Here is a 16,236-nt window from a genome sequence, read left to right as displayed (position 1 = left end):
GCATGGAATTAGTAATGAGAGATACACAAACCGTGCTAACTGTTTCTGAAACTACCTTCGCACGTGATTTTAATAAAGCACTTATTCACCAAGTAGTTGTTGCATATTCAGCTTATGCTCGTCAAGGAACTCGGGCTCAGAAAACTCGTGCTGAGGTTTCTGGTTCTGGCAAAAAACCGTGGCGTCAAAAAGGCACTGGTCGTGCACGTGCGGGTTCTATTAATAGCCCAATTTGGCGTTCTGGTGGTGTTAGTTTTGCTGCTAAACCACAAAAACATAGTCAAAAAGTTAATAAAAAAATGTATCGTAGCGCGTTAAAAAGTATATTGTCTCAATTAATACGTGAAGATCGATTAATTATTGTCGAAAAATTCTCTATAGAATTATCTAAAACTAAATTGTTAGTACAAAAATTAAAAGTTCTAGCTCTGGATAATGTATTAATTATTATTTCTGGATTAGATCAAAAATTATTTCTAGCTGCACGTAACTTATATCAAGTTGACGTGCGTGATGCATCGAGTATCAATCCAGTTAGTTTAATTAGCTTTGATAAGGTTATGATGACTAATGACGCTGTGAAGAAAATTGAGGAGATGCTAGCATGATATGTGAAGAGCGTCTTCTAAAAGTTTTGCGTGCTCCGCGTGTATCTGAAAAAGCTTCTACAGTGACAGAAAAAAATAATACTATTGTTTTTAAAGTTGCAAAAAACGCGACTAAAGCAGAAGTTAAAGCTGCTGTACAACGACTATTTTCAGTTGAAGTTAATAATGTTAACACATTGTTAGTAAAGGGTAAAAATAAACGCCATGGTCAGCGTGTCGGTCGTCGTAGCGACTGGAAAAAAGCTTACGTTACTTTGAAAGAAGGCCAAAATTTAGACTTAGTTGGCGGAGAAGAGTAAGTTGGAGGAGTAAATAACAATGACAATTGTTAAATGTAAACCTACGTCTCCAGGACGTCGCCATGTGGTTAAAGTAGTAAACCACGAATTGCATAAGGATGGGCCTTATGCTCCGCTTTTAGAAAAAAATAGTAAATCTGGTGGTCGTAATAATAATGGCCGTATTACTACTCGTCATATTGGTGGTGGTCATAAGCAACATTATCGTTTAGTTGATTTTAAGCGTAATAAAGATAATATTCCTGCTATTGTTGAACGTTTGGAATATGATCCGAATCGTTCAGCAAATATTGCACTGATTTTATATAAAGACGGTGAACGTCGTTATATTCTTGCATCTAAAACTATGGCAGTCGGTGATCGGCTTCAGTCTGGTATTAATTCAGGAATCACAACCGGTAACGCGTTGCCTATGCGCAACATTCCTGTTGGTTCTATAGTTCATAATATCGAATTAAAGCCCGGTAAAGGTGGTCAATTAGCGCGTTCTGCAGGTGCTTACGCTCAAATTGTCGCTCGTGATGGTGCTTATATTACTATACGTCTACGTTCAGGTGAAATGCGTAAAGTTCTAGCGGATTGTCGTGCAACTTTAGGTGAAGTTGGTAATGCGGAGCATATGTTACGCGTTCTTGGTAAAGCTGGAGCTAGTCGATGGCGTGGTATTCGACCTACCGTACGTGGTACAGCAATGAATCCAGTTGATCATCCACATGGTGGTGGCGAAGGTCGTAACTTTGGTAAACATCCTGTAACACCTTGGGGTGTGCAAACCAAAGGTAAGAAAACTCGTAGTAATAAGCGTACCAATCAATTTATTGTACGTCATCGTTCTAAAAAATAATTAGAGGATAAAACATGCCACGTTCTCTCAAGAAAGGTCCATTTATTGACCTGCACTTGCTGAAGAAGGTAGAGAAAGCGTTAGAAACCGGAGATAAAAAACCTCTTAAAACTTGGTCTCGGCGTTCAACGATCTTTCCTAATATGATCGGATTAACTATCGCTGTCCATAATGGTCGTCAGCATATTCCAATTTTTGTTACTGATGACATGGTCGGTCATAAACTGGGTGAATTCGTACTAACTCGTACTTATCGCGGCCACGCAGCTGATAAAAAAACTAAAAAACGTTAAGGTAAGAAGACAAGATGGAAATTTTAGCTATACATCGCTATGCTCGCTCTTCTGCCCAGAAGTTTCGTTTAGTAGCTGATATGATTCGCGGTAAGAAAGTTTCGTGCGCTCTGGAAATTCTAACTTATACGAACAAGAAAGCGTGTAGCTTAGTGAAGAAAGTACTTGAATCTGCGATTGCGAACGCAGAGCAAAATAATGGCGTTGATATTGATGATCTGAAAGTAGCAAAAATTTTCATTGATGAAGGTTCAACTATGAAACGAATTATGCCACGCGCGAAAGGTCGTGCGGATCGTATTTTTAAACGCACTAGCCATATTACTGTGGTGGTATCTGATCACGGAGACTCTGGAGACTAAAAATGGGTCAGAAAGTACATCCGAATGGTATTCGACTAGGCATTGTCAAACCTTGGAATTCTACTTGGTATGCAAATACAAATGAATTCGCTGATAATTTAAATAGCGATTACAAAGTACGTCAGTACTTAAATAAAGCATTAGCAAAAGCATCAATTTCACGCATAGGTATCGAACGTCCTGCAAAAAGCATCCGTGTTACTATTTATACTGCTCGTCCAGGTATCGTTATTGGTAAAAAAGGTGAGGATGTAGAAAAATTACGTAAAACAGTAGCAGATATTACTGGAATTCCTGCTCAAATTAATATTGCTGAAATTCGTAAACCGGAACTAGATGCTAAATTGGTTGCTGATAGCATTACCTCTCAGTTAGAACGTCGTGTTATGTTTCGTCGTGCTATGAAACGTGCGGTGCAAAATGCAATGCGTCTTGGCGCTAAAGGGATTAAAGTTGAAGTAAGTGGTCGTTTAGGGGGTGCTGAAATTGCTCGAACAGAGTGGTATCGTGAAGGCCGTGTGCCATTACACACATTACGCGCTGATATTGATTACAACACTTCAGAAGCGCATACCACTTACGGTGTTCTCGGGGTAAAAGTATGGATCTGCAAAGGAGAAATTCTAGGTGGCATGTTTGCAGTTGAACAAGCTGAAAAACCAGCTTCGCAACCTAAAAATCAGCAGCGTAAAGGCCGAAAGTAAGGAAAGTTTCTTATGTTACAACCAAAGCGTACAAAATTTCGTAAAGTACAGAAAGGTCGAAACCGCGGTCTTGCAAATGGTATGAATATTAGTTTAGGCACTTTCGGTTTAAAGTCTATTAGTCGTGGTCGTTTGACTGCCCGTCAGATTGAGTCAGCGCGTCGTGCTATGACTCGATCAGTGAAACGTCAAGGTAAAATTTGGATTCGAGTTTTTCCTGACAAACCAATTACTGAGAAGCCACTTGAAGTTCGTATGGGTAAAGGTAAAGGTAACGTTGAATATTGGGTTACTTTAATCCAACCTGGTAAAATTTTATATGAAATGGACGGTGTTTCAGAAGATCTGGCGCGTGAAGCGTTTTCTCTAGCAGCAGCAAAACTGCCTATCAAAACCACCTTTGTAACTAAGACGGTGATGTAATGAAAGTACAAGAGCTGCGCAAAAAAAACGTTGAAGAGTTACAATCTGAACTTTTAAACCTATTACGTGAGCAATTTAATTTTCGCATGCAGGTAGCAAATGGTCAGCTTAAACAGTTTCATCTGGTAAAACAAGTGCGTCGTAATATCGCGCGTGTGAAGACTTTACTAACTGAAAAACGGGTGCCGTAATGAAAGATAAAATCCGTACTTTGCAAGGTCGTGTGGTTAGCAATAAAATGGAAAAATCTATTGTTGTTTCTATCGAGCGTATGGTAAAACACTCTTTGTATGGTAAATTCATCCGTCGTACGACTCGCTTACACGTACATGATGAGAATAATGAATGTAAAATTGGTGACGTGGTAGCAATCCGAGAAACCCGTCCATTGTCTAAGACTAAATCTTGGGATTTAGTTCAGGTTATTGAAAAAGCTGTTTTGTAATAGGTTACCTGTTTGTAATTAATAAATTGTTCTTTCACTGAATTCTTTATTTTTTTCTATTCATAGCTAAGATGTTGTGTTATAATTCTCTTTCTGTGTAGTGTGAGATATAGAAAGATCTTATTTAACAATAGGATAGATCAGTAGTAATAAAGATTTAATGGGGCATGATAATGATCCAAGAACAAACTATGCTACACGTAGCTGATAATTCTGGCGCTCGTCGTGTAATGTGTATCAAGGTTTTAGGCGGATCACGTCGTCGATACGCAAGTGTTGGTAATATTATTAAAATTACTGTTAAAGAGGCTATTCCACGCGGAAAAGTGAAGAAAGGTGATGTTCTAAAGGCAGTAGTAGTACGTACGAAAAAAGGTATTCGTCGCTCGGACGGTTCTGTTATTCGCTTCGATAGAAATGCATGCGTTATTTTAAATAATAATAACGAGCAGGTAGTCGGTACGCGTATTTTTGGACCGGTAACTCGTGAGCTTCGTGATGAGAAGCTTATGAAAATTATCTCATTAGCACCTGAAGTACTCTAAGGAGTGGTAACTATGGGAGCTAAAATTCGTCGTAATGACGAAGTTATTGTGTTAACTGGTAAAGATAAAGGTAAACGCGGTCAAATAAAACAAGTTATTTCTACTGGTAAAGTCATTGTTGCGGGAATTAATTTAGTTCAAAAACATCAAAAACCTGTCCCAAATTTAAATCGACTAGGTGGTGTTATTAAAAAAGAAGCAGCTATTCAAGTTTCTAATGTTGCAATTTTTAACGCAGAAACTGGTAAGGCTGATCGTGTAGGTTTTAGATTTGAAGATGGAAAAAAAGTCCGTTTCTTTAAATCTAACAGTGAAACTATCAAATAAGTTTGGAGTATACGATGGCGAAACTGTATGATCATTATAAAGATAAAGTAACTAAGAAATTGATGACTCAGTTTAATTATACTTCTATTATGCAAGTCCCTCGGATCGAGAAGATCACCTTAAATATGGGTGTTGGTGAAGCTATTTCTGACAAAAAACTGCTAGATAATGCGGCAGCTAATTTGACGGCAATTTCTGGTCAAAAACCATTAATCACTAAAGCACGTAAATCTATTGCAGGCTTCAAAATTCGTCAGGGCTATCCAATTGGTTGTAAAGTAACCCTGCGTGGTAAATATATGTGGGAATTTCTTGAACGATTAATTTTTATTGCTGTACCACGCATCAGAGACTTCCGTGGCTTGTCTGGAAAATCATTTGATGGTCGTGGTAATTATAGCATGGGTATACGTGAGCAAATTATCTTTCCTGAAATCGATTACGATAAAGTAGATTGTGTACGTGGTTTAGATATTACTATTACGACTACTGCGAAATCAAATGATGAAGGTCGTGCGCTCTTATCGGCATTCCTTTTCCCTTTCCGCTCGTAAGGTAGCGTACTCATGGCTAAGAAATCTATGAAAGCGCGTGATCTTAAGCGTTTTAAATTAGCTGAGAAGTTTTTTACAAAGCGTCTTAAATTGAAGGTGATTATTTCTGATGTACAAGCATCTGATCAAGATCGCTGGGATGCTGTTCTTAAGCTGCAAACGTTTCCACGTGATTCAAGTCCTTCTCGACAGCGTAACCGATGTCGTCAAACTGGGCGTCCGCATGGATTTTTGCGGAAATTCGGTCTCAGCCGTATTAAAGTCCGTGAAGCCGCTATGCGCGGTGAAATTCCGGGTCTTAAAAAAGCTAGTTGGTAATTATTACTATATTGAATCATGGAAGTAAAAATAAATGAGCATGCAAGATCCTATAGCGGATATGTTGACCCGTGTTCGAAATGGTCAATCAGCGAATAAAGTTTCGGTTACTATGCCTTCTTCTAAGCTAAAAGTAGCAATTGCTAATGTATTAAAAGAAGAAGGTTATATTAAAAATTTTAACATTAAAAAAGACATTAAGCCTGAATTAGAGTTAATTTTACGTTATTTTCAAGGAAAAGCTGTTGTAGAAAGTATTCAGCGTATAAGCCGACCAAGTCTACGTATATATAAGAAAAAAAATTCATTGCCACAAGTGATGGCAGGATTAGGAATTGCTGTTATTTCTACATCTAAAGGTGTCATGACTGATCGCGCAGCTCGTCAAGCTGGTCTTGGTGGCGAGATTCTTTGTTACGTCACTTAATGCAGGAGGGGAGAATGTCTCGTGTAGCAAAAGCACCTGTCATCATTCCTGCTGGCGTAGAGGTAAAACTCAATGCTCAGGTTATTTCCATTAAAGGTAAAAACGGCGAACTTACTCGTACTATCCATAATGCAGTTGAGGTTCAATATAAAGATAACCATTTACTTTTCTTACCACGTAAAAGTTTTTCAGATGCTTGGGCGCAAGCAGGCACTACCCGTTCTCTAATTAACTCAATGGTTATTGGTGTTACAAAAGGTTTTATTAAAAAACTTCAACTAGTTGGTATTGGTTATCGTGCAGCGATTAAAGGTGATACAGTAAGTTTATCTCTCGGTTTTTCGCATCCGATAGAACATGTATTACCACCAAACATGACTGCTTCCTGCCCAACACAAACTGAAATCGTACTGAAAGGTATTAATAAACAAGTGATTGGTCAAGTAGCGGCAGAATTGCGTGCTTATCGTTGTCCTGAGCCTTATAAAGGCAAAGGCGTTCGTTACGCCGATGAAATCGTGCGTACTAAAGAAACTAAGAAAAAGTAAGCTAATATTATGGATAAGAAAGTAGCTCGTATTCGTCGTGCGACTCGCGCACGCCGAAAGATTCAAGAGTTAGGGGTGACTCGTTTAATGGTCCATCGCACGCTACGCCATATTTATGCGCAGGTTCTTGCTCCAAGCGGTTCTAAAACTTTAGTATCCGCTTCTACTACAGAAAAAACCATCATTGAACAAGTAAAATTCACTGGCAATAAAGATGCGGCAATAATTGTTGGTAATTACATTGCTAAACGTGCATTGAAAAAAAATATCACGGTTGTTGCTTTTGACCGTTCTGGTTTTCAATATCATGGTAGAGTTCAGGCATTGGCAGAGGCTGCTCGTAAAGCTGGCCTTCAATTCTAAAGTAGAGGTGTAAGATAGATGGTTCACATCGAGAAACAATCTGGTGAATTGCAAGAAAAACTCATCGCAGTAAACCGTGTAGCAAAAACTGTTAAAGGTGGCCGTATTTTTAGTTTTACAGCACTAACAGTTGTTGGTGATGGTAATGGCCGCGTTAGTTTTGGCTATGGAAAAGCGCGCGAAGTGCCAGCAGCGATCCAGAAGGCTATGGAAAAAGCCCGTCGTAGCATGAAAACTATTGCTTTAAATAATGGAACGCTCTTTCATTCTGTTCAAGGTGCGCACACTGGTTCTCGTGTATTTATGCAACCTGCTTATGAAGGTACAGGTATTATTGCCGGTGGTGCAATGCGTGCTATTTTAGAACTAGCTGGAGTTCGAAACGTATTAGCTAAAACTTATGGTTCTACAAATCCAGTCAACGTAGTACGTGCTACACTAGATGCTTTGAATGGCATGAACTCTCCGGAAATGGTCGCAGCTAAGCGTGGAAAATCCATTGAAGAAATTCTGAGATAATTAGCTATGACTAAAACTATTAAAATTACACAAGTTCGTAGTTCAATTGGTCGTCTACCTAAACACAAAGCAACGTTAATTGGTTTAGGTCTTCGTCGTATTGGTCATGCAGTAAAGCGTGAGGATACTGCTGCTATTCGTGGTATGATTCAGTTAGTTTCCTATATGGTTACAGTTGAGGAGTAAGGGATGCGGTTAAATACTTTATCTCCAGCTTCAGGTGCTAAACGCGCGCCTAAACGCGTGGGTCGTGGTATAGGTTCTGGACTAGGTAAAACTGGTGGTCGTGGTCATAAAGGTCAAAAATCTCGTTCTGGCGGTGGTATACGTCGTGGTTTTGAAGGCGGACAAATGCCATTATATCGTCGTTTGCCAAAATTTGGTTTTAATTCATCTAAATCTATGATTACTAAAGAGATTCGTCTCTCTGATTTTACTGCTATTGAAGGTAACATTATTGATCTAAAAGCATTGAAAGCAGCGAATATTGTTAACACCCGGATTAGATATGTAAAAATTATTTTGTCTGGCGACCTGCATCGTGCAGTTACTGTGCGTGGGATTCGTGTTACTAAAGGTGCTCGTAACGTGATTGAAGCCGCCGGTGGTAAAATTGAGGAATCAGTGATAGATGGTTAAAAAACAGGAATTTGATTTTCAAAGTGCCAAAAGTGGTATCGGTGAACTGCAGCGAAGACTATTTTTTGTGATCGGCGTACTAATTGTTTTCCGAGTTGGTTCTTTTATTCCGATTCCTGGTATTGATAGTAGTGTACTTGATAAATTACTTGAACAGCAACAAGGTACTATCCTTGACATGTTTAACATGTTTTCTGGTGGGGCTCTTAGCAGAGCTTCTATTTTTGCTTTAGGTATTATGCCGTATATTTCTGCATCAATCATTATACAATTGTTGTCTGTTCTTAATCCGAAATTAGCTGAGATTAAGAAAGAAGGTGAAGCAGGTCGCCGGAAAATAAATCAATATACTCGTTGGGGTACTTTAGTATTAGCAATATTTCAATCAGTTGGTATTGCAGTGGGTCTTCCAAATATGCCAGGGATACAAAAATTAGTGATTCATCCTGGTCTCTCGTTTTACTTCATGGCTATTATTAGTTTAGTTACTGGAACTATGTTCCTAATGTGGTTGGGTGAGCAAATAACTGAAAGAGGTATTGGTAATGGTATTTCAATCATTATTTTTTCTGGTATTGTAGCTGGTCTTCCACCAGCGATTGGACATACTATTGAACAAGCTCGACAAGGAGACTTACATTTTTTGCTATTGCTATTAGTTGGAGTACTCATATTTTCAGTAACTTTTTTTGTAATATTTATGGAACGCGGTCAACGTCGTATTGTTGTAAATTATGCTAAACGGCAACAAGGACGCCGTGTTTATTCTGCACAAAGTACACATTTACCGTTAAAAGTAAATATGGCGGGTGTTATTCCCGCAATTTTTGCTTCGAGCATTATATTGTTTCCAGGTACGATAGCTTCTTGGTTTGGCGGTGGAACTGGTTGGGGCTGGTTGACTACGATTGCTATCTATTTACAGCCTGGTCAACCATTATATGTATTACTTTATGCTGCTGCGATTATCTTTTTCTGTTTCTTTTATACAGCGTTAGTTTTTAACGCAAGAGAAACAGCAGATAATTTGAAGAAGTCTGGTGCATTTGTTCCAGGAATTCGTCCGGGAGAGAAAACGGCTAAATACATTAATAAAGTAACAATGCGATTAACTTTAGTTGGTTCTCTTTATATTACTTTTATTTGCCTAATCCCAGAGTGTATGCGTAATGTTATGAAAGTACCTTTTTATTTTGGCGGCACGTCCCTTTTAATCGTAGTTGTTGTGATTATGGACTTTATGGCTCAACTACAAACTCTAATGATGTCAACTCAATATGATTCCGTATTGAAAAAAGCAAATCTTAAAAGTAAATAGTTATTAAATTTTATTATAGTGTGTTTAAGAAGTTACGGAGAACAAAAAAATGAAAGTTCGTGCTTCCGTTAAGAAATTATGTCGTAATTGTAAAATTATTTGTCGTAATAGTCGTGTTCGTGTAATTTGTAGCACTGAACCAAAGCATAAACAACGTCAAGGTTAAGAAAAAACATTTTTTTCTTGCAAAGTTGAGTTGAGCTAGCTAAATTAATCATCCAGTCTATCGTATTAAAGATACATTACTGCTTCAGTATCTTAAAAACATGTTTTAGTATAGTAGTAATATATATTTTCACTTAGGAGTGCATAGTGGCCCGTATAGCAGGCATTAATATTCCTGATCATAAACATACTGCAATAGCGTTAACATCGATTTACGGTATAGGAAAAACACGTTCACAAACTATCTGTGAGGTAGTTGGTATTGCTGAACATGTTAAGATCAATGAACTGTCTGAAGAACAAATCGACAAGCTGCGCGATGAAGTTGCCAAATATGCTGTAGAAGGTGATTTACGTCGTGAAGTTACCCTGAGCATCAAGCGTTTAATGGACCTTGGATGTTACCGCGGTTTACGTCATCGTCGTGGGTTGCCTGTGCGTGGTCAGCGTACTAAGACTAACGCTCGTACTCGTAAGGGTCCGCGTAAGCCGATCAAGAAATAAGTTGGGGTTATTAAAGTAAATGGCAAAAGTACCGCCTATTCGGGCACGTAAGCGTGTAAGAAAACAAGTCTTAGATGGAGTGGCTCATATCCACGCTTCTTTTAACAATACAATTGTTACCATTACTGATCGTCAAGGTAATGCGTTAGCTTGGGCTACTGCCGGTGGTTCTGGTTTTCGTGGTTCTCGAAAATCTACTCCGTTTGCCGCTCAAGTTGCAGCAGAGCGTTGTGCAGAATCCGTAAAAGAATACGGTATTAATAATCTAGAAGTTATGGTGAAGGGACCGGGTCCGGGCCGCGAATCAACTATTCGTGCTTTAAATGCGGCAGGTTTTCGCATCACTAATATTACTGATGTGACTCCTATCCCTCATAACGGTTGTCGATCACCAAAGAAACGTCGTGTTTAATATGTGTCGTTTTTAGGACTGTTGGAGAAAAAATGGCTAGATATTTGGGTCCTAAACTAAAACTGAGCCGTCGCGAAGGAACAGATCTCTTCCTGAAGTCTGGTGTTCGTTCGATCGACACAAAGTGTAAATTAGAACAGGCGCCTGGTCAGCACGGAGCGCGTAAACCGCGTCTTTCTGATTATGGTGTACAGTTACGTGAAAAACAAAAAGTTCGTCGTATTTACGGTATTCTAGAGCGTCAATTCCGTAACTATTATAAAGAAGCAACGCGCCTGAAAGGTAATGCAGGTGAAAACTTACTGACCTTGCTCGAAAGCCGTCTTGATAACGTTGTTTATCGTATGGGTTTTGGTTCAACTCGTGCAGAAGCGCGTCAAATAGTCAGTCATAAGGCTACTATGGTAAATGGTCGCGTAGTTAATATTGCTTCTTGTCGAGTTTTTCCGAATGATGTTATTAGTGTTCGTGAAAAAGCAAAAAATCAGTCTCGTATTAAGGCTGCTTTAGAACTTGCTGAACAACGTGAAAAGGCAATTTGGCTGGAAGTAGATATTGTTAAAATGGAAGGTATGTTTAAATATATTCCTGAACGTACTGACTTGTCTTCGGATATTAACGAACATCTGATCATCGAGCTTTACTCTAAGTAAAAGTTTACTATCAAAGAGAGGATACAATGTATAGTTCTGTGACAGAGTTTCTAAAACCGCGTTTAGTAGATATTGAGCAAATAAGTTTAACACACGCCAAGGTTACGCTTGAGCCTTTAGAGCGTGGATTTGGTCATACTCTTGGTAATGCATTGCGGCGTATTCTACTTTCGTCTATGCCGGGTTGTGCAGTGACAGAAGTTGAAATTGATGGTGTATTGCATGAGTACAGCGCAAAAGAAGGTGTACAGGAAGATATTCTGGAGATTCTTTTAAACTTAAAAGATATGTCTGTAAAAGTTCACGGTAAAGATGAAGTGATTTTAACCTTAAATAAATCTGGTATTGGCCCCGTAACTGCAGCTGATATCGTTCATGATGGCGATGTTGAAATTGTCAAGCCTCAGCATATGATCTGTCACTTAACTGACGAAAGCGCATCTATTAATATGCGGATTAAAGTTCAGCGTGGTCGTGGGTATGTACCGGCTTCTACGCGAGTATGCGCGGAAAATGATGAGCGTCAAATCGGTCGTTTATTAGTCGATGCTTGCTATAGTCCTGTAGAACGTATCGCCTATAATGTTGAAGCGGCTCGTGTTGAGCAGCGCACTGATTTGGACAAGTTAGTCATCGACATGGAAACAAATGCTACAATTGATCCTGAAGAGGCGATTCGTCGTGCAGCAACTATTTTAGCTGAACAACTTGAAGCTTTTATTGACTTACGAGATATTCGTCAACCTGAAGTAAAAGAAGAAAAACCAGAATTTGATCCAATCTTATTGCGTCCAGTGGATGATCTAGAATTAACTGTCCGCTCTGCTAACTGTCTTAAAGCAGAAGCTATTCATTATATTGGTGATTTGGTACAGCGTACTGAAGTTGAGTTGCTTAAAACACCTAACCTTGGTAAAAAATCTCTTACTGAAATTAAGGATGTCTTAGCATCTCGTAGCCTTTCTCTAGGTATGCGTCTAGAAAACTGGCCACCATCAAGCATTGCTGATGATTAAGATTACAAGGTTTAGGGGTCTTTAAGAAAAGGATAAGTACATGCGCCATCGTAAGAGTGGTCGTCAATTGAACCGTAATAGTAGTCACCGTCAAGCTATGTTTCGTAATATGGCAAGTTCTTTAGTTTTGCATGAAATAATTAAAACGACTTTACCTAAAGCAAAAGAGCTGCGTCGCGTTATTGAATCGCTAATTACTCTTGCTAAGATTGATATTGTAGCTAATCGTCGTTTGGCATTTGCTCGTATTCGTAATAACGAGATCGTGGCAAAATTATTTAATGATCTTGGATCTCGCTTCGCAGTTCGTTCTGGTGGTTATACTCGCATTATTAAATGTGGCTTTCGTACTGGTGACAACGCTCCAATGGCTTATATCGAGCTTCTTGGCCGTGCTATTGAGTCTAAAAAATAACGGAAGAGTAATCTGCCCGGTTTTTAAAAAACCGGGTAATATTTTCAGTTTTTATATCTACTATTCTAGTATTTATTTGTCTCTAGTTTAATTGATTAAATTTTCTTATACGTTTAATACAGAGTATTTAATAAAATTAAACCAATTGCATATTTTGAATATATCATCTTTAATATAATTAATTTTATGAAAGAGTAAATTTACAATACGATATAAATTAAAAGTAGATCTAAATTATTTAAATAGTTAATTTCTTGGAAATTATCTTGTATGTATCATATACAGTAATTAGGTTATATATTAAATCAATGATATAATCAATATCTATTCTAGTCATTCTCTTGGTATTTGTAGTGCTAAGATTCTCAATAAAGTATTGATTATTATTTATATGAAATAAGATATCATAACTTTGCATGTGTTATGAATAAAAATATTTAGTTTTTATATTTATAGGTTATAGTGAAAGATATAAGAATAGTCTGAACTATAATGTTTTTAAAAGTATCTATATAAGATATTTTAATTTAATTATATTATTAATATATTGAATTGATAATAAATATATATAACGTTATTGAAATTTAAAATAGTATTACATATATCTTTTATATGATAATTGGTAAAAATAATACTCAGTCTTCCTATTTATTTCTATTAAGTTTTAGTGATGACTTTATTTTCTTTGTGTGAAAAACCTTAATTCTTTTTTTGATATTTCACTGAACTAGATCGGATACTGTATTACAGCAAATATCAGTTTAGATGATTATTTCGTGTTTATTTTGCTAACTTTCAAGATAAATATTATAAAAAATAGTATATAATTATAATATTATTTATGCAGAACCTTGTTATTAGCCTGTCCAGGTAGTACTAGTAATCGTTTTGATAGATAAAGAAGTAATCTAATTGTAGATTTCTAGTAAAGAAGTTAGTATTGATTCAATAAGATTTTATTGATATGTAAAACGAATATTACTGATTATGAGATTACATACTTCTCTGATTGATTAAGTAAGAAAAGAATAGATGTTATAGATATAATACTTTTTGTTAATACTAATAGTTAGATTTTAAATAATTAATTAATATCGTTTATATAAATAATATCTTAGGTTGATATTGTGTCATTATTATTTATTATCTGTGTTGACATGTTAATTTTTAAATTAATGCTTTACAATACTCTAATGTTATTTATTATTTTTTTATTTATCTTATTCAATATCTTGCTTCAGTTATATTTTATTACTTTATTTCGATGTATTGTTAATATCAAAGCACTTAAAATTTTATTTATATAATGGAGATTAAAGTATCGTAACTTAACTTCACTTAATACACTTAAATGTCATTAAGTGAATAATCATAATGATTACTTTAAAGTCATTACGTAAAGCACATTTTATAGATTTATAATTATTAATGATGATAAAGATATACTTTAAACTTGTTATTGTTTTTATAATTAATTTTACTTTATTTTGTAGTTATATAGTGCTAGTTCGTGCATGTAGTGTGTATGAGTGTAATTGTACATTACTGATAAATTAGTTATACATATACATGTTGATGTTATGAATATTTTTCACATTTCTGGACATTCTCAATTATAGGAATTATAATTCCTGAGTTTAGGTATAGTTAATATTTTATAATGTTTTTATATTAACACGGACAATAGGATATTATATATATTAATAACATATAATCTTCATTTTACTGAGAACATAAAATTATTGACTGAACTATAAAGGCTAGATGTTAAAATTTATTTATATGCATATGGGAAAAATAAATATTTTTTAATCGTTAATGATGTGTAGTATATAATCTAAATTACAAAAAGATTTGTATATATATTATTAATTATAAATAAGATTATATATACCTAAAAAATGCATGGACAATACGGAACCTGTAATAATTACGTAATAAAAAACTTAATTATTAAAATCTTCACGTAATAATTAATACTATTTTAAATTTAATTGCTCTAACTCATTATGTGTTATTTAGCAGAGACGCACGGAATGTTAATAAACTTTAAAGAATAAGTCTATCAAGGAAAAAATAATGTTATGTGAGAAAGGAAAGAAAGGAAAATTTTTATACGGCTCATATAAGGTTGATTTTAACCTTAAATATAATAAAGGTTTTATAATATACTAATCAATATTTTTCTCTGATACAGAAAAAACTGTATCAGAAATAATGTTTATCAAATCCATAATGCGGTTCTTGATAAGAATAGCAGCATTAACTTGTTAATACTATAATTGTAATAATAGAATATCTTGTTTAAGATAACTTATCTGAAATGTATTACAAGTTTCTCATGAAATTAAAGAGAGCTTAAGTGTTAGTATAAAGTAGTATAATTATGACCATCAAACCGTAATCGTTGGGTGATTAAATATTCAAGATGTTTTTCACTAAGTCATATTTGATTGATTATGAATCGAAAATCTTATTGCGTGATGTTAGATACAAAATCTTTTAGATTAAAAACTATTAGAGCTCTAAATTAATTTCATATAAAAGCGTTTAAGGTAATTCGTTACAAGATATTACTGCATGTTTATTTCATATAAAATCAAGCTTGACTAGTATCGCATTTGCTATCTTTACATATTTTATTAGACTATCTAAAAAATTATTCTATACTATAATAATTATCTATGTATATAAATATCGCGTAACTAATAATGTGATTACAGATAGAATTTAATTTATTTACTTCCTACGACAGTGACGAGTGTGTAGTTTACATTTTATTATATATGTTTTCTTACGATAGATATATTTATTATCTATCAATTTCCTCTAATATTACTATCGATAGCAATAAAAAACTATATATTAGTACACAATTTTATTGCCTACATATTTAAAATTTTTAAACTTTAATTTAGATTTAAATAGTTCATAATCTCAACGCTATTTTATCTCTCTTGGTTTCATAACTTATTTTTATTAATTGAAGGCTAAATGAATAAATAGTAGATTAAAACAGCTGTATCTGTAGATTAGTATGTTTACGATGTAAATATTCTCATTATTTAAAATAATCTCAAAATACTAGGAAAAATTTTTACAGTATTAAGATACCATTGTAAAATGTTAGTAAATATATCTTGGGGTTATTTGATTCTATAAGCGTTTTTCATTATTAGCTATCATAGCTAGCTTTATTGTATATTCTGATATATTACAAAATTATCTTGGTGAAAATATCAATTTTATCAATTTTTATTGTGATTTACACTATATTTTAAAATTTAAACATATGTATAAATTTACATATTAGATCATGAAAAAAATTATGATTTACCTATATTGATCTATTTTTTATATACAATCAGTTATGCAGTACTTGATTATCAACAGGAATTCCCCTATCTTTCTGGATGAAAATACAACATTTTACTATACGATTATTATATCTTTATTAGTTTCATATTCTACTTTCCTTAGATATTTTTTCTGAGATTGACAGAGAAATAATATTAAAATTAATATACACTGTTAT

26 protein-coding genes are annotated in these 16,236 nt (G+C 35.1%); all 26 read left to right on the top strand.

Annotation, left to right across the window (positions count from 1 at the left end; all coding sequences use genetic code 11):
- Positions 1-2: 2 nt before the first annotated feature.
- The 26 genes from rplD (at position 3) to rplQ (ending at position 12,701) form a co-directional block, all read left to right on the top strand.
- Complete coding sequence (gene rplD / locus GFV14_RS02950) at positions 3-608, top strand: 50S ribosomal protein L4 (protein ID WP_457914187.1); 606 nt, start codon at positions 3-5, stop codon at positions 606-608.
- Positions 605-907: a 50S ribosomal protein L23 gene (gene rplW, locus GFV14_RS02945; protein ID WP_457914186.1), complete on the top strand. Its 303-nt coding sequence runs from the start codon at positions 605-607 to the stop codon at positions 905-907. Before rplD ends, rplW begins: the two co-directional genes overlap by 4 nt.
- A gap of 19 nt (positions 908-926) precedes the next feature.
- Complete coding sequence (gene rplB, locus GFV14_RS02940; RefSeq protein WP_457914185.1) at positions 927-1,751, top strand: 50S ribosomal protein L2; 825 nt, start codon at positions 927-929, stop codon at positions 1,749-1,751.
- Positions 1,752-1,765: 14 nt separating this feature from the next.
- Positions 1,766-2,044, top strand: coding sequence for a 30S ribosomal protein S19 (rpsS, locus tag GFV14_RS02935; protein ID WP_457914184.1), 279 nt, complete (start codon positions 1,766-1,768; stop codon positions 2,042-2,044).
- A gap of 14 nt (positions 2,045-2,058) precedes the next feature.
- A complete protein-coding gene (gene rplV / locus GFV14_RS02930; protein ID WP_457914183.1) occupies positions 2,059-2,406 on the top strand; it encodes a 50S ribosomal protein L22 in 348 nt (115 codons plus the stop codon).
- Positions 2,407-2,408: 2 nt separating this feature from the next.
- Positions 2,409-3,110 (top strand): 30S ribosomal protein S3, encoded by a 702-nt coding sequence (rpsC, locus tag GFV14_RS02925; protein WP_457914182.1) that lies wholly within the window; start codon positions 2,409-2,411, stop codon positions 3,108-3,110.
- A gap of 12 nt (positions 3,111-3,122) precedes the next feature.
- Positions 3,123-3,533, top strand: a complete 411-nt coding sequence (rplP, locus tag GFV14_RS02920) for a 50S ribosomal protein L16 (RefSeq protein WP_457914181.1) — start codon at positions 3,123-3,125, stop codon at positions 3,531-3,533.
- Entirely contained in the window at positions 3,533-3,724 is a 192-nt protein-coding gene (rpmC, locus tag GFV14_RS02915) for a 50S ribosomal protein L29 (protein ID WP_457914180.1), read from the top strand. Before rplP ends, rpmC begins: the two co-directional genes overlap by 1 nt.
- Entirely contained in the window at positions 3,724-3,978 is a 255-nt protein-coding gene (gene rpsQ, locus GFV14_RS02910; protein WP_457914178.1) for a 30S ribosomal protein S17, read from the top strand. The genes rpmC and rpsQ overlap by 1 nt, the downstream gene beginning before the upstream one ends.
- Positions 3,979-4,151: 173 nt before the next feature.
- Complete coding sequence (gene rplN / locus GFV14_RS02905) at positions 4,152-4,523, top strand: 50S ribosomal protein L14 (protein WP_457914177.1); 372 nt, start codon at positions 4,152-4,154, stop codon at positions 4,521-4,523.
- Between the two features lie 12 nt (positions 4,524-4,535).
- Positions 4,536-4,850: a 50S ribosomal protein L24 gene (gene rplX / locus GFV14_RS02900; protein ID WP_457914176.1), complete on the top strand. Its 315-nt coding sequence runs from the start codon at positions 4,536-4,538 to the stop codon at positions 4,848-4,850.
- Positions 4,851-4,864: 14 nt separating this feature from the next.
- Entirely contained in the window at positions 4,865-5,404 is a 540-nt protein-coding gene (gene rplE / locus GFV14_RS02895) for a 50S ribosomal protein L5 (RefSeq protein ID WP_457914174.1), read from the top strand.
- Positions 5,405-5,416: 12 nt separating this feature from the next.
- On the top strand, positions 5,417-5,722 hold the full coding sequence (gene rpsN / locus GFV14_RS02890; protein WP_457914173.1) for a 30S ribosomal protein S14: 306 nt from the start codon (positions 5,417-5,419) through the stop codon (positions 5,720-5,722).
- A gap of 34 nt (positions 5,723-5,756) precedes the next feature.
- Complete coding sequence (gene rpsH, locus GFV14_RS02885; protein WP_457914172.1) at positions 5,757-6,149, top strand: 30S ribosomal protein S8; 393 nt, start codon at positions 5,757-5,759, stop codon at positions 6,147-6,149.
- Between the two features lie 14 nt (positions 6,150-6,163).
- A complete protein-coding gene (gene rplF / locus GFV14_RS02880) occupies positions 6,164-6,697 on the top strand; it encodes a 50S ribosomal protein L6 (RefSeq protein WP_457914171.1) in 534 nt (177 codons plus the stop codon).
- 9 nt (positions 6,698-6,706) lie between these two features.
- The gene (rplR, locus tag GFV14_RS02875; protein ID WP_457914170.1) at positions 6,707-7,060 is read left to right on the top strand and encodes a 50S ribosomal protein L18; all 354 of its coding nucleotides are present in this window, start codon (positions 6,707-6,709) and stop codon (positions 7,058-7,060) included.
- Positions 7,061-7,078: 18 nt separating this feature from the next.
- Entirely contained in the window at positions 7,079-7,579 is a 501-nt protein-coding gene (gene rpsE / locus GFV14_RS02870) for a 30S ribosomal protein S5 (RefSeq protein ID WP_457914169.1), read from the top strand.
- Between the two features lie 6 nt (positions 7,580-7,585).
- Positions 7,586-7,765: a 50S ribosomal protein L30 gene (rpmD, locus tag GFV14_RS02865; protein ID WP_457914168.1), complete on the top strand. Its 180-nt coding sequence runs from the start codon at positions 7,586-7,588 to the stop codon at positions 7,763-7,765.
- Between the two features lie 3 nt (positions 7,766-7,768).
- Positions 7,769-8,218 (top strand): 50S ribosomal protein L15, encoded by a 450-nt coding sequence (gene rplO, locus GFV14_RS02860; protein ID WP_457914167.1) that lies wholly within the window; start codon positions 7,769-7,771, stop codon positions 8,216-8,218.
- A complete protein-coding gene (gene secY / locus GFV14_RS02855; protein ID WP_457914166.1) occupies positions 8,211-9,536 on the top strand; it encodes a preprotein translocase subunit SecY in 1,326 nt (441 codons plus the stop codon). Before rplO ends, secY begins: the two co-directional genes overlap by 8 nt.
- 49 nt (positions 9,537-9,585) lie before the next feature.
- Positions 9,586-9,702, top strand: coding sequence for a 50S ribosomal protein L36 (gene rpmJ, locus GFV14_RS02850; RefSeq protein ID WP_457914165.1), 117 nt, complete (start codon positions 9,586-9,588; stop codon positions 9,700-9,702).
- 146 nt (positions 9,703-9,848) lie between these two features.
- A complete protein-coding gene (gene rpsM / locus GFV14_RS02845) occupies positions 9,849-10,205 on the top strand; it encodes a 30S ribosomal protein S13 (RefSeq protein WP_457914164.1) in 357 nt (118 codons plus the stop codon).
- 19 nt (positions 10,206-10,224) lie between these two features.
- Positions 10,225-10,617, top strand: a complete 393-nt coding sequence (gene rpsK / locus GFV14_RS02840; protein WP_457914163.1) for a 30S ribosomal protein S11 — start codon at positions 10,225-10,227, stop codon at positions 10,615-10,617.
- A 32-nt stretch (positions 10,618-10,649) separates the two neighbouring features.
- A complete protein-coding gene (gene rpsD, locus GFV14_RS02835) occupies positions 10,650-11,270 on the top strand; it encodes a 30S ribosomal protein S4 (RefSeq protein WP_457914161.1) in 621 nt (206 codons plus the stop codon).
- Positions 11,271-11,296: 26 nt separating this feature from the next.
- Positions 11,297-12,286 (top strand): DNA-directed RNA polymerase subunit alpha, encoded by a 990-nt coding sequence (locus GFV14_RS02830; protein ID WP_457914160.1) that lies wholly within the window; start codon positions 11,297-11,299, stop codon positions 12,284-12,286.
- A 40-nt stretch (positions 12,287-12,326) separates the two neighbouring features.
- Positions 12,327-12,701 (top strand): 50S ribosomal protein L17, encoded by a 375-nt coding sequence (gene rplQ, locus GFV14_RS02825; RefSeq protein WP_457914159.1) that lies wholly within the window; start codon positions 12,327-12,329, stop codon positions 12,699-12,701.
- The last annotated feature ends 3,535 nt before the right edge of the window (positions 12,702-16,236 follow it).

The sequence above is a fragment of the Candidatus Hartigia pinicola genome (assembly GCA_020541205.1).
In the GTDB taxonomy this organism is placed as follows: domain Bacteria; phylum Pseudomonadota; class Gammaproteobacteria; order Enterobacterales; family Enterobacteriaceae; genus Hartigia; species Hartigia pinicola.
Note: the sequence above shows the minus strand (reverse complement) of the source record. Positions and strands in the feature narration are given on the sequence as shown.